This window comes from Aliihoeflea sp. (assembly GCF_052435475.1).
Taxonomy (GTDB): Bacteria; Pseudomonadota; Alphaproteobacteria; order Rhizobiales; family Rhizobiaceae; genus Aliihoeflea.
Genome location: NZ_JBQVMV010000021.1, coordinates 26,355 through 39,391 on the forward strand (window position 1 = coordinate 26,355; position 13,037 = coordinate 39,391).

The following is a 13,037-nucleotide window of genomic DNA, read 5'->3' on the forward strand; positions in this document are numbered from 1 at the left end:
TTATCGGCAAGGAACAGGATCGTCCTGTTCAAGGAGAGTTGGGGAACTAGCCATGTCTGTCGGAACAATCCTCGTCATCATTCTGATCCTGATCCTGCTCGGCGCCATCCCGGCCTGGCCGCATTCGCGCGGCTGGGGCTATGGCCCGTCAGGCATTCTCGGGGTCGTCCTGGTAGTAGTGCTGATCCTCGTGTTGATGGGCCGGATCTAGCGCTTTCCGCGCCAACGATCCGCCCCTCCGCGAGACGGAGCACGCCTTCGCCCGGCAGCGTACCCACGCTGCCGGGCGTTACTTTTTCAAGCTGCCTTCTTGCGCGTCAGGTCGCCAACGACACGCTCGATCGCACTGTCCAGCGACGTTGCCTCCAGATCCGGAACGAGCGCGGCAAGTTTCGCCCCGTCGAGCGAATGCGGCACACGCCAAAGATAGGACATCGCCGCCAGTTCCCGCATCATCGGCATGAACAGGCCGGCGGCGCGCAGCAGCCTCCACGGCACCCCACGGCGTGACAGCGGCCGACCGACAGCGTGCTCGGTCGCACCCTTCATCTCCTGCCCCGTCACCGTATGCCCTGCGAAATGCAGCACCTCGAACGGCGCCAGTTCCGCGCGCCGCTCCGCGACCGCCACGAAAGCCTGCGCCAAATCCGGCAGGTAGGCGAAGGAATGCGCCAGGTCCATCGGACCCGGCCAGGTGAAGATGCCCTTGTCGAGCTTGGCGAGTATCAGCTCGTCGAGCCACGTCCCCGGCTTCTCGCCGCCATAGAAATCGCCGGCCCGGATGACGATCGTCCGCACGCCGTCCAGCCGTACGGTTTCCGCCAGCATCGTCTCCATCTCGATGCGGATGCGCGCCTTCGCAGTCGAGCCGATCTGCGGATCGCTTTCCCGCATGTCCATGCCGACCTCGAGCCCGAAATTGTAGACATTGCCGGGCAGCATGATCGTCGCGCCATTGACGCGCGCCGCCTCCAGCACGTTCTGCGCCAGCGGCATCACCTTTTCCTCCCACTCGGTATAGAGCGGGTTCAGCGCATGAGCGATGATGTCCGCCCCGGCGCAGGCCATAACCAGCGCTGCCCGATCGGTAGCGTCCACGGCGACCGGCTCCACGCCGGCGGCAAGGCCGTGCGCCTTCGCGCCGCGCGCAACGCCCCTGACCCGCCAGCCGGCGGCGACGAATGCCTTGGCGATCTCGTTTCCGACCCGTCCGCCGGCACCCAGAATGACGACCGTTTTCATGTTGCGTCTCCATCGTCGAGGTTTCGATGGACGGATCATCCTCTTTCCGCATAGGAATGGACATTCGCCAATTTCGGTGAGTTGCTATTCAAAATCGAATATCTAACATGCCCGACTGGTCGCTCATCCGCTCGTTCCACGCCGTCGCCGAGACGGGGAGCCTCTCCGCCGCCGCCCGCCGGCTCGCCATGTCGCAGCCTTCCCTTGGCCGCCACATCCAGGCGCTCGAAGCCGAGCTCGGCATTACCCTGTTCCAGCGCGGCCGGCGCGGCTATGCGCTGAGTGAGGAGGGCGCGCGCCTCTTCGCGCGCGCATCCGAAATGAACGCAGCCGCCGATGGCTTTGCGCGCCTTGCGACCGGCAGCGGGGAGGCGCTTGCCGGCACGGTGCGCGTCAGCGCCAGCGAAATCGTCGCCGCCTATGTGCTGCCGCAAGTCCTTGCGCCACTGCGCCGCGCCGAACCCGCCATCGAGATCGAGATCGTCGCCTCCAACACGGTCGAGAATCTCCTGCGCCGCGACGCCGACATCGCAATCCGCATGGTCGAGCCGTCGCAGCTCGACCTCGTCGCGCGCAAGATCGCGGACCTGCCGCTCTGCGCCTGCGCCTCCATGGAGTACCTTGACCGGCGTGGTCGGCCCGAAACCCCGGACGACCTCATCGACCACGACCTCGTCGGCTATGATCGCGGCCTCGACCTCATCGCCGGTTTTCGCGGCTTCGGCGTCGAGATCGACCGCCATGCCTTCGGCGTACGAACCGACAACCAGATCGTTTTCTGGGAACTGGTAAAGGCCGGGCTCGGCATCGGCTTTGCCCAGCGCGGACTCGTACGCCGGACCGATGGCGTCGAGATCATCCTCGACGGCATGACGCTGCCGGTCCTGCCGATGTGGCTCGCCATGCACCGCGACGTGCGGACCTCGCCGCGCATCAGCCGCGTGGCCGACCATCTGCACGAAAGCCTCAAGACCTACGCGATGACCTTCTGACGGTCGGCCGTCGCCACGACGCGCGAAAGCGCGGCGAGCGCGAACAGTACCAGCGCCAGCGCGACGAAGATCGGCGCGAAGCCGGTCCGCTCGCCGATGAAGCCGATCGCCGATGGTGCGACGAGAATGCCCGAATATCCCATCGTCGTCGCAACGCTCATGCCGACGCCGGCCGCCAGCCCCGGCTGGTTGCCCGCTGCCGAAAACGCGATCGGCACGACATTGGCAATGCCGAGCCCGGCCAATGCGAAGAATGCGATGGCCAGCGACGCGTCGGGCGAGAGACCGGCGCCGATCAGACCGAACCCCGCCACGAGGCACGAGACACGCATCGTCGCGACCGCACCGAACCGATTGCGGATCGCATCGCCCGAAAATCGCATCACGGCCATCGCGCCGGAAAAGCCGGCAAAGGCCAGGCTCGCGGCCGCCACGCTGGAGCCGAGTTCGCGTTGCAGGTACAGCGCCGCCCAGTCGAGCACCGCGCCCTCGGGGATCATCCCGAACAGGGCGGCGAGGCCGAGCAGATAGGGAAGTGGTGTCAGCGGCCAGCGCGTCGACGACCTCTCGGTGCTCCGTGCCGGCAGATCGCGCAGCGACCAGACCAGCATCGCCGCAATGACCGCCGCCGACACGGCCGCGACGGCGATCGCCTGCACGAATGAGCCGTATGATTGCAACAACGCGCCGCCCGCTGCCGCGCCCGCAAAGCCGCCGAGGCTCCAGAAGCCGTGCGAGGAAGACATGATTGCCCGGTCGAGCTTGCGTTCGACGGCCACCGCATTCGCATTCATCGCGACGTCCATGCCGCCGATGACGGCACCGAAGCAGAACATGACGAGCCCCGCGCTGGCAAAGCCCGGCGCAAGGACGACGGCCGGCAGCGCCAGCGGCACCAGAACTGCGAAACCTGCGAGCGGGCGGCGCGAACCATGACGCGCGATCAGCCCCCCGCACCAAGGCATCGCCACCAGCGCGCCGAGGCCGAAAATCAGGATCAGCAGGCCGAGCCGACTTTCCGTGAGATCGAGCCTCTCCATCAGCGCCGGAATCTGCGGCGCCCATGCACCGATGACCACGCCATTGGCGAAAAAGGCGAGCGCGACTGCCCAGCGGATGGCGGGAAAGGCCGGATTCACGTTTCGTTACTCCCTGCAATACGCTATTCGAGCTAAATGATGGATTTAAATCGATTGAAGTTGGCTTGTACAAATAGTTTTGCTGCGTGACAAGTCGGCCACAGCACCGAGATGCTTAACTCGTGCTTAACCCGGGCTCATCACCGCCACAATCGATGCTAAGGTCACGCGAAGAGGGATTCATGAACTTTGCTTCGCGCCCGCGCCGCCGCTCGGTCCATCCGGGAGCTGCCGCGCAGTGCAAGCCCGGATAGCCAAGGTGACCGCATGTCTAGTGACAATCCGCGTCGACGCATCGACTGGAATGGCGAGGGACAACAGGAAAACGCTACGCAGCTTCTGAAATCGCGCGGCTTTCTGCGCAAGGCGTCCGTGCCGGCCGCGATCGGTCTGACCGGTCTCGCCCTCGTCGCAGCGCTCGCCGCCGGTCCCATCATGCGCGGCATGACCGAATCACAGCCCGGACCGACAGTCGCCATTGCCGACGCGGTCGAAACCGACGCCGTCGAGACTACGGCCGTCGTCCAGCCGGCCTCTGCGGCGAATCTTCCGGCCGAAGCAGTCGAAACCGAGGCGGTATCCAGCGCATCCGCTGCCACCCCGTCCGAGACGCCGGTCACGACCACCGCAGCGCGCGCCCCTGCCGAGGCCGAAGCGCCGGGCCTCGATGCCAACGACCCGCGCTGGAACCCCACCGCGCTCGCCATCGACGAGGACAAGCTGACCGCGCTCAAGCAGGCGGTCGACGAAACCGTCGCTGCCGCTGAAATCGCAACCGCGATGGGCAATACCGGCGGGATCGTTACCTCCGGAATTCCGACCACCGCCGCCGGTTTCGCCCCCGAGCGCCCGACGGCCGCCGCATCCGAGCGCAGCGCCTTCGACGCCGCGCTGATCACCGAGGATGAACAGGTCGAGGCACAGCCCGCCGTCGCCTCCTCCGACCTCAGCCCCGCCAAGGCCACCCAGTACGTGAACATGCGCGCAGCACCGGAAGATGGCGCCGCAGTCGTGGTCGTCGTACCGGCCAATGCCTCGATCGAGGCCGAGACCGACTGCCGCTGGTGCGAAGTCAGCTACAACGGCCAGAAGGGCTACATCTTCCAGTCCTTCATCACCCGCTGATCCGCACCGCCTGCAAGTGATCAAAGGCCCGGCTTCGACCGGGCCTTTTGCATGTCACCCGGCATAGACGACGAGCAGGTCCTTGGCGTCGATCTGGTCGCCCGCGCGCACCAGCACTTCCAAAATCTCCCCGTCGCGCTCGGCATGCAGCGCCGTCTCCATCTTCATCGCCTCGATGGAGAGCAGCACGTCTCCCGCCGAAACCGTCTGTCCGGCCGCAACGGCGAGCGTCGAGACGACGCCAGGCATAGGCGCACCGACATGGGCCGCATTGCCCGCTTCCGCCTTGGCCCGCACCTTCGCCCCGCCCGCCCCATGCGTGCGATCCGGAACCTTGACCCGCCGCGGCTGGCCGTTGAGCTCGAAGAACACCGTCACCATGCCCTTCTCGTCGCTCTCGCCGATGGCAAGGCACCGGATCACCAGTGTCTTGCCGCGCTCGATCTCGACGAAGATCTCGTCCTCTTGTTCCATGCCGTAGAAATAGATCGGCGTCGGCAGCGTCGAGACGGGACCATATTCGCCCTGCGCGGCGGCGAAGTCCGAAAACACCTTCGGATACATCAGCCAGGACGCGAATTCGAAGTCGGAAAGTTCCCGCTCCAGCTTCTCCTCGATGCCCGCGCGATCCGCATCGAGATCGGCCGGCGCGAGCAGCGAACCCGGGCGGACGGCAATCGGCTTTTCGCCCTTCAGCGCCTTCTTCTGCAGCCCTTGCGGCCAGCCTTGCGGCGGCTGCCCAAGATCGCCCTTCAGCATCGAGACGACCGAATCCGGAAACGAAATGTCTTTCTTCGGGTTCTCGACATCGGCGACCGTCAGGTCCTGGCTGACCATCATCAGCGCCATGTCGCCGACCACCTTCGACGACGGCGTCACCTTGACGATGTCGCCGAACATCAGATTGGCGTCGTGATAGGCCTGCGCCACCTCGTGCCAGCGGCTTTCCAGTCCCAGCGAGCGCGCCTGCTCCTTGAGGTTCGTGAACTGCCCGCCCGGCATCTCGTGCAGATACACCTCCGAGGCCGGGCCCTTCAGGTCGCTCTCGAACGCGGCATACTGGTTCCGAACCGCCTCCCAGTAGAACGAGATCTTCCTGATCCATTCGGGGTCGAGCCCCGGATCGCGCGCATCGCCCTTCAGCGCCTCGACGATCGAGCCGAGGCAGGGCTGCGAGGTGTTGCCCGAAAACGCATCCATCGCCGCGTCGATCGCATCCACCCCGCCTTCCACCGCCGCCAGCACGGTCGCCGCCGCGATGCCGGACGTGTCGTGCGTGTGGAAATGGAGCGGCAGGTCCGTCTCCTCGCGCAGCGTTTTGAACAGAACCTTGGCAGCCGCCGGCTTCAACAGTCCCGCCATGTCCTTGATGGCGATGATGTGCGCGCCCGCCGCCTCCAGTTCGCGCGCGAGCCCGACATAATATTTGAGGTCGTACTTGGCCCGATCAGGATCGTTGATGTCGCCGGTGTAGCAGATCGCCGCTTCGCAGAGCCGCCCTTCCTCGCGCACCGCATCCATCGAGACGCGCATGTTCTCCACCCAGTTGAGGCAGTCGAAGACGCGGAAGAGATCGATGCCGCCGGCCGCCGCCTGCCGCACGAAATAGCGCACCACATTGTCGGGATAGTTGGTGTAGCCGACCCCGTTCGCCCCGCGCAAAAGCATCTGCAACAGGATGTTCGGCGCCGCCTCGCGCACCTTGGCGAGCCGCTCCCACGGGTCCTCGGTCAGGAACCGCATCGCGACGTCGAATGTCGCCCCGCCCCAGCATTCGAGTGAAAGCAGTTCGGGCAGCGCCCGCGCATAGGTGCCGGCGATCGCCGCGATGTCATGGGTGCGCATACGCGTGGCGAGCAGCGACTGGTGCCCGTCGCGCATCGTCGTGTCGGTCACCAGCACCCGGCTTTCCGCCCGCATCCACTTCGCGAATGCCTCCGGCCCCTCCGCGTCCAGCCGCTGCTTGGTCCCGTCCGGCACGTCGCCACCGACGAACGGCACCTTCGGCTTCAGCGCATCCGCCTTCGGCTTCGGCCGCCCGCGCGCCTCGGGGTGACCGTTGACCGAGACGTCGGCGAGATAGTTGAGAAGCTTCGTCGCCCGGTCCTGCCGCTTCACGGCGGTGAAGAGCTCCGGCGTGGTGTCGATGAACTTGGTCGTATAGGAATTGTCGCGGAAGCTCGGGTGCCCGATGATCGCCTCGAGGAAGGTCAGATTCGTGGCCACGCCGCGAATGCGGAACTCGCGCAATGCGCGATCCATCCGCAGGATCGTCTCGTCGGCCGAAGGCGACCATGCCGTCACCTTTTCGAGAAGCGGATCGTAGAACCGCGTGATCACCGCGCCCGAATAGGCCGTGCCGCCATCGAGCCGGATGCCGAAGCCCGTCGCACCGCGATAGGCGGTGATCCGTCCATAATCGGGAATGAAGTTCTGCTCCGGGTCCTCTGTAGTGATCCGGCATTGCAAGGCATGACCATTGAGCTTGATGTCCGCCTGCGCAGGCACGCCCGATTCCGCCGTCCCGATCGCGGCGCCTTCCAAGATGCGAATCTGCGCCTTTACGATGTCGATCCCGGTGACCTCCTCGGTCACCGTATGCTCGACCTGGATGCGCGGATTGACCTCGATGAAGTAGAATTTCCCGGTATCGGCATCCATCAGGAATTCGACCGTCCCCGCCCCGACATAGTCCGTCGCCTCGGCGATCTTCAGCGCATGGCCGCAAAGCTCCGCCCGCCGCGCATCGTCGAGATAGGGCGCCGGCGCGCGCTCCACGACCTTCTGGTTGCGCCGCTGGATCGAGCAGTCGCGCTCGAAGAGGTGCACCGCATTGCCGTGTGTGTCGCCCAGAACCTGCACTTCCACATGCCGCGCCCGTTCGACCAGCTTTTCGAGGTACACCTCGTCCTTGCCGAACGCGGCCTTCGCCTCGCGCTTGGCCTCCGTCACCTCGCGGGCAAGGTCTTCCTCGGCGCGGATAGCGCGCATGCCGCGCCCGCCGCCGCCCCAGGATGCCTTCAGCATCACCGGATAGCCGATCCCGGCAGCCATCGTCTTCACCGCTTCCATGTCGTCCGGCAGCGGCTCCGTCGCCGGCACCACGGGCACGCCCACCTCGATGGCGAGGTTGCGCGCGGCGACCTTGTTGCCGAGTCGTCGCATCGTCTCCGGCGTCGGTCCGATGAAAATGATCCCGGCTTGCGCGCACGCCTCGGCGAATTCCGGGCTTTCCGAGAGCAAGCCGTAACCCGGATGGATCGCATCCGCCCCCGATAGCTTCGCCACCCGGATCACCTCGTCGATCGACAGATAGCTTTCGATCGGGCCCAGATCTTTGGTAAGATGCGCGCCGCGCCCGACCTGGTAGCTCTCGTCCGCCTTGAAGCGATGCAGCGAATACTTGTCCTCTTCCGCCCAGATGGCGACGGTCTTGATGCCGAGCTCGTTGGCGGCGCGAAAGACGCGGATCGCGATTTCGGATCGGTTGGCGACGAGGATTTTCTTGATCTTCAAGGAAGGCACTCCGGCATGCATGGGGCCGCATGTTGCAGCGCAAACGCCGACCGACGCAAGGTCAAAACATGGAAAACCGCCGCCCGGACGCGAGGCCGGCATTGATCTTGCCGAATTGAACATGCGAACTATCGCCCGACCGGCCGCAAGACCGTCGGGCCGAATTGGGAGAGACAAAACCATGCGCAATTTCGATCTGCCTGGCCGCTCGGCGGTCTATGCCGACAACGGCATGGCCGCGACCTCGCACCCGCTCGCCACCATGACCGCGCTCTCCGTGCTGCGCTCAGGTGGCAACGCCGTCGATGCGGCCATCGCCGCCTGCGCGACACTCTGCGTGGTCGAACCGCACATGACCGGCATCGGCGGCGATTGCTTCGTCATCCTCGCCGAGCCAGACGGCAAGATCCACGGCCTCAACGGCTCCGGCCGCGCGCCGATGGCGGCAGATCCCGAATGGTTCCGCGCCAAGGGCTTGAACGCCATGCCCGAGCACGGCGCGCTGCCGATCACCGTCCCCGGCGCCATCGACGCGTGGGAGAAGCTGTCGAACCGCTTCGGCACCAAGGGCTTCGACGAACTCTTCGCCGACGCCATCCGCTATGGCGAGGAGGGCTATGCCGTCCACGGCCGTGTCGCGCTCGACTGGCCGAAGGCCGTCGACCTTCTGTCAAAGGATACTGGCGGCGCGAAGCATTACCTCGTCGACGGCAAGGCCCCGCCGGTGGGCTCGCGCCACTCGGCACCAGCGCTGGCCGCCACCTTTCGCGCGATTGCGAAGAGCGGATCGAGCGCCTTCTACCAAGGCGAGATCGGCGCCGAGATCGCCGCGACCGTCAAGTCGCTCGGTGGCCTCCTGACCGAAGAAGACCTCGCCGCCGTCTCGGCCGACTGGGTCGACACGATTGCGACGCGCTACGGCGATTACGACGTCCACGAAATCCCGCCCAACGGCCAGGGCATCACCGCTTTGATCCTCCTGCGCCTGATGGCAAAGCTAAACACCGGCCGCCTCGCGCCGGATTCGGCCGACCGCGTCCACATGGAAATCGAAGCCGCCCGCCTCGCCTATTCGGTCCGCGACCACCTCGTCGCCGACCCGAGGACGATGCCAGTCACGCCCGAGCAGCTTCTGTCCGACGCCTACATCGACGCGCTCGCCGCCCGCATCGACATCGCCCGCCGCAACGAGAACGTCGCGCCGCCCGAAATGCCGTCCTCCGACACCGTCTACCTGACGGTCGTCGACCGCGATCGCCGCGCGGTCTCCTTCATCAACTCGACCTATCACGGCTTCGGCTCCAAGGTCGTGACGGAGAAGTCCGGCATCACCCTGCAGAACCGCGGCGCCGGCTTCTCGCTCGCAGCCGGCCATCCAAACGAGATCGGCCCCGGCAAGCGGCCGATGCACACGATCATCCCCGCAATGGCGACCCGGGGCGGCAAGGCCGCGATCTCCTTCGGCGTCATGGGCGGCGACTACCAGCCCATGGGCCACGCCCATGTTCTGTCCAACATCGCCGACCACGGCATGGACCCGCAGGAAGCCATCGACGACGCCCGCATCTTCTGGAACGACACCGGCACGATCCTCAACGCAGAAACCGGCATCGGCCCCGACATCCGCGCCGACCTCGAACGCCGCGGCCACAATATCCAGAACGCCCCGGCCCCCCATGGCGGCGGTCAGGCGATTATCATCGACGAAAAATCCGGCTTCCTCATCGCCGGCTCCGACCCCCGCAAGGACGGCTGCGCAATGGGTTGGTAGGACGTGCGTCCTTCGGCGGGCTCAGGATGAGGGCTGCTGCGCCTGAGGCTCCAAGTCTTGGCGTCATCCCGGAAGATCGGCGGAAGCGAAGCGACCGGCGGGCTATCCGGGACCCATTCCGTAACCGTCAAATTCACGGAATGGGTTCCGGCTCTCATCTCGCTTTGCTCGATTTCGGCCGGAATGACACCCGTTAGAGGGGCACGAACCTACCGCCCCATCTGATCCAGCTTGCGCTGCATCGCGGCGATCTGTTCCTTCAGTTCGGAAAGGTCATCGCCCTTGGGTGCATCGGGCTCGGCTTCGCCCTTCGCCGCCTCGCCGCCCGCGCCGGGCATCGGAAACGGCGTGAACATCCGCATGGCATTCTGGAACATCTCGGCATTGCGCCGCGCCTGTTCTTCCATCGCCTTCAACGGGGCGGCTGCCATCGGCATCATGCCGATCGGCGATTTGCCCACCGCATCCTTCATCTGCTGGCGAAAGCGCTCCTGTTCCTTGGCAAAAGCCACCATCGACTGCTCGAGGAAACTCGGCACCACCATCTGCATCTGGTCGCCGTAGAACGCGATCAACTGGCGCAAAAACGGGATCGGCAGCATGTTCTGCCCGTCGCGGTTTTCCAGTTCGAAGATGATCTGCGTCAGCACCGAATGCGTGATGTCGTCGCCGGACTTGGCGTCCTGAACGGTGAACTCTTCGCCGCGCTTGACCATTTCGGCAAGATCTTCGAGCGTCACGTAAGTGCTCGTGCCCGTATTGTAGAGACGGCGGTTGGCGTATTTCTTGATGGCCACCGGATCGTTCTTTGCGGGCATGTAGCTGGCTCCCAGTGATTTAACCGACTGTTTCCGCTCGGCAAGCTTTGAGGATATGCGCAAAAGGCGGGCAATTGAAAGCGCTTTGTGCAGCGCACGTAAACCCATCCCCGGTTTGACTTGGGCGCGCCGAAACGGCAAGAAATGCGTCAAAGCGCATTTTGGCGCTCCCTCATCGTTCCGGAGTAACCCGACATGTCTGAGATGAATTCGATCGTCGTCGCCAGCGCCGCGCGCACGCCCGTCGGCTCTTTCAACGGCGCCTTCGCCACCGTTCCCGCCCATGAGCTCGGCGCAATCGCCATCAAGGGCGCGCTCGAGCGTGCCGGCGTTGACCCGAAGGATGTCGACGAGGTCATCATGGGTCAGATCCTGCAGGCCGCCCAGGGCCAGAACCCGGCCCGCCAGGCCGCGATGGCCGCCGGCATCCCGCAGGAAGCGACCGCCTGGAGCATGAACCAGTTGTGCGGCTCGGGCCTGCGCGCCGTCGCGCTCGGCATGCAGCAGATCGCGACCGGCGACGCGAAGATCATCGTCGCCGGCGGCCAGGAATCCATGTCGATGGCCCCCCATGCAGCCTATCTGCGCTCCGGCCAGAAGATGGGCGACTTCAAGATGATCGATACCATGATCAAGGACGGCCTGTGGGACGCTTTCCACGGCTACCACATGGGCAACACCGCCGAGAACGTCGCCCGTCAGTGGCAGCTGTCGCGCGACGAGCAGGACCAGTTCGCCGTCGCCTCGCAGAACAAGGCCGAGGCGGCGCAGAAGGCCGGAAAGTTCAAGGACGAGATCGTCCCGGTCACGATCAAGGGCCGCAAGGGCGACACCATCGTCGAGGACGACGAATACATCCGCCACGGCGCGACGCTCGACGCCATGGCCAAGCTGAAGCCCGCCTTCGACAAGGAAGGCACGGTCACCGCCGCCAACGCATCCGGCATCAATGACGGCGCCGCCGCGGTCGTGCTGATGAGCGAGGCGGAAGCCAAGCGCCGCGGCATCACCCCGCTCGCGCGCATCGTCTCCTGGGCGACCGCCGGCGTCGATCCGCAGATCATGGGCACCGGCCCGATCCCCGCCTCGCGCAAGGCGCTCGAAAAGGCCGGCTGGTCGGTCTCCGACCTCGATCTCATCGAAGCCAACGAAGCCTTCGCCGCGCAGGCCTGCGCGGTCAACAAGGATATGGGCTGGAATCCGGAGATCGTGAACGTCAATGGCGGCGCCATCGCCATCGGCCACCCAATCGGCGCGTCCGGCGCCCGCGTCTTCAACACGCTGCTCTTCGAAATGAAGCGCCGCGGCGCGCAAAAGGGCCTCGCCACGCTCTGTATCGGCGGCGGCATGGGCGTCGCGATGTGCGTGGAAGCGATCAACTGAAGAGAATGACGGGAGTAGGGGAGTAGGGCATTAGGAGAGTAGGGAGCCGCTTGGACTTCCCTATTCCCCTACTCCCTTACTCCCCTACTCCCCCGACAAAATGGGAGGAGACCACATGACCCGAACAGCACTCGTCACCGGCGGCTCGCGCGGCATCGGCGCGGCGATTTCCGTTGCGCTCCAGAATGCTGGCTACAAAGTCGCCGCGACCTATGCCGGCAATGACGAAAAGGCCGAGGCCTTCAAGAAGGAGACCGGCATTCCCGTCTTCAAGTGGGACGTGTCGAGCTACGATGCCTGCAAGGCCGGCATCGAAAAGGTCGAGGCTGCGATCGGGCCGATCGACGTGCTGGTCAACAATGCCGGCATCACGCGCGACGCCATGTTCCACAAAATGACGCCCGACATGTGGAACGAGGTGATCAACACCAACCTGACCGGCCTCTTCAACATGACGCATCCCGTCTGGACCGGCATGCGCGAGCGCAAGTTCGGCCGTGTCGTCAACATCTCCTCGATCAACGGCCAGAAGGGCCAGATGGGCCAGGCGAACTATTCCGCCGCCAAGGCCGGTGACCTCGGCTTCACCAAGGCGCTCGCCCAGGAAGGCGCCAAGGCCGGCATCACCGTCAACGCCATCTGCCCCGGCTATATCGGCACCGACATGGTGATGGCCGTGCCGGAAAAGGTGCGCGAGAGCATCATTTCGCAAATCCCCGTCGGCCGCCTCGGCGAGCCCGACGAAATCGCCCGCTGCGTCGTGTTCCTGGCCTCCGACGAAGCCGGCTTCATCACCGGCTCCACCATTTCGGCCAATGGCGGCCAGTTCTTCGTCTGATTTTCTCGAAGAGAGACCCCGACCCTGTATCCCTCCCCACAAGGGGGAGGGAGGCCATGCACGCCAATATATCCCTTCAGCGAAGCGCCAAGATTGCAGGGAAGGACGCGGCGGGGACGCCCTCCCTCCCCCTTGTGGGGATCGTTGCGAAATTCCCGACGCGCTTGCGTTGATGCGGTCGCAGGTGTGCGGCGGCGTGAACTGGCGATTGAT

10 protein-coding genes are annotated in these 13,037 nt (G+C 65.2%); 6 read left to right on the forward strand and 4 right to left on the reverse strand.

The window, feature by feature from the left end; genetic code table 11:
- Positions 1 to 52 precede the first annotated feature (52 nt).
- Positions 53 to 211, forward strand: coding sequence for a DUF3309 family protein (locus ACT6QU_RS17640; protein ID WP_035449682.1), 159 nt, complete (start codon positions 53 to 55; stop codon positions 209 to 211).
- A gap of 86 nt (positions 212 to 297) precedes the next feature.
- Here the strand turns inward: ACT6QU_RS17640 and ACT6QU_RS17645 are convergent, their stop codons facing one another.
- Positions 298 to 1,242 carry an NmrA family NAD(P)-binding protein gene (locus ACT6QU_RS17645; protein WP_444564294.1) on the reverse strand — a complete coding sequence of 315 codons (945 nt, stop codon included), beginning with the start codon at positions 1,240 to 1,242 and terminating at the stop codon, positions 298 to 300.
- Between the two features lie 107 nt (positions 1,243 to 1,349).
- Here ACT6QU_RS17645 and ACT6QU_RS17650 point away from each other — a divergent pair, with 107 nt between their 5' ends.
- Complete coding sequence (locus tag ACT6QU_RS17650; protein ID WP_444564295.1) at positions 1,350 to 2,234, forward strand: LysR family transcriptional regulator; 885 nt, start codon at positions 1,350 to 1,352, stop codon at positions 2,232 to 2,234.
- Here ACT6QU_RS17650 and ACT6QU_RS17655 read toward each other — a convergent pair.
- On the reverse strand, positions 2,216 to 3,373 hold the full coding sequence (locus ACT6QU_RS17655; RefSeq protein WP_444564296.1) for an MFS transporter: 1,158 nt from the start codon (positions 3,371 to 3,373) through the stop codon (positions 2,216 to 2,218). The two genes, ACT6QU_RS17650 and ACT6QU_RS17655, sit on opposite strands and share 19 nt — an antisense overlap.
- A gap of 267 nt (positions 3,374 to 3,640) precedes the next feature.
- On the opposite strand from ACT6QU_RS17655, the gene ACT6QU_RS17660 reads away from it, so the two are divergent.
- Complete coding sequence (locus ACT6QU_RS17660; RefSeq protein ID WP_444564297.1) at positions 3,641 to 4,498, forward strand: SH3 domain-containing protein; 858 nt, start codon at positions 3,641 to 3,643, stop codon at positions 4,496 to 4,498.
- 54 nt (positions 4,499 to 4,552) lie between these two features.
- Here the strand turns inward: ACT6QU_RS17660 and pyc are convergent, their stop codons facing one another.
- The gene (pyc, locus tag ACT6QU_RS17665; protein WP_444564298.1) at positions 4,553 to 8,014 is read right to left on the reverse strand and encodes a pyruvate carboxylase; all 3,462 of its coding nucleotides are present in this window, start codon (positions 8,012 to 8,014) and stop codon (positions 4,553 to 4,555) included.
- Between the two features lie 181 nt (positions 8,015 to 8,195).
- Here pyc and ACT6QU_RS17670 point away from each other — a divergent pair, with 181 nt between their 5' ends.
- A complete protein-coding gene (locus ACT6QU_RS17670; protein ID WP_444564299.1) occupies positions 8,196 to 9,785 on the forward strand; it encodes a gamma-glutamyltransferase family protein in 1,590 nt (529 codons plus the stop codon).
- Positions 9,786 to 9,994: 209 nt separating this feature from the next.
- Here the strand turns inward: ACT6QU_RS17670 and phaR are convergent, their stop codons facing one another.
- Positions 9,995 to 10,603 (reverse strand): polyhydroxyalkanoate synthesis repressor PhaR, encoded by a 609-nt coding sequence (phaR, locus tag ACT6QU_RS17675; RefSeq protein WP_444564300.1) that lies wholly within the window; start codon positions 10,601 to 10,603, stop codon positions 9,995 to 9,997.
- 195 nt (positions 10,604 to 10,798) lie between these two features.
- Between phaR and ACT6QU_RS17680 the strand changes: the two genes are divergently transcribed.
- Together ACT6QU_RS17680 and ACT6QU_RS17685 are read left to right on the forward strand one after the other, a co-directional pair.
- Positions 10,799 to 11,986 (forward strand): acetyl-CoA C-acetyltransferase, encoded by a 1,188-nt coding sequence (locus tag ACT6QU_RS17680; protein ID WP_444564301.1) that lies wholly within the window; start codon positions 10,799 to 10,801, stop codon positions 11,984 to 11,986.
- Between the two features lie 115 nt (positions 11,987 to 12,101).
- Positions 12,102 to 12,824 (forward strand): beta-ketoacyl-ACP reductase, encoded by a 723-nt coding sequence (locus ACT6QU_RS17685; protein ID WP_444564302.1) that lies wholly within the window; start codon positions 12,102 to 12,104, stop codon positions 12,822 to 12,824.
- The last annotated feature ends 213 nt before the right edge of the window (positions 12,825 to 13,037 follow it).